This is a genomic window from Bradyrhizobium sp. Kon56 (genome assembly GCF_055807635.1).
This window is the reverse complement of the sequence record NZ_JBVVOU010000209.1, coordinates 1-364: the sequence shown is the minus strand read 5'-3', so window position 1 is coordinate 364 and position 364 is coordinate 1. Positions and strand designations below refer to the sequence as shown.

Genomic DNA, 364 nt, shown 5'->3' with positions numbered 1-364 from the left:
GAAACCCTCGATGAGTATCGTGGCAACTACCGTTACAACCTGCTGGACGAAAACGTGCGGCGCTTCAATGCCGAGGTGCCGCAGATCTGGCAGTGGGACGACCACGAGGTGATCAATAACTGGTCATCGAGCAAACAGTTGGACGAGCGTTACCAGACCCGCGACATCAATACCCTGGTCGGCCGGGCACGCCAGGCCTGGTTGGAATATTCGCCGATGCGCCGACAAAGCGCCGACGGAGGCGGGCGCTGTTGCTGGGGCTGGCCGAGCGCCTGGAAACCGAAGGCAGCGGCCTTGCTGGTCATAGATGGTGATGCCGCTGAGTTGCGGCATCAGCGGCTGCTGGCGACGTATCAGCGCGCTG

The 364-nt window shown here is 61.8% G+C and carries 1 protein-coding gene; it reads left to right on the top strand.

What is annotated here, in order from left to right; genetic code table 11:
* Window positions 1–364 (top strand): alkaline phosphatase D family protein (locus tag AC0L3B_RS38670; protein ID WP_473382915.1); only part of this gene is annotated, 364 nt, incomplete at both ends.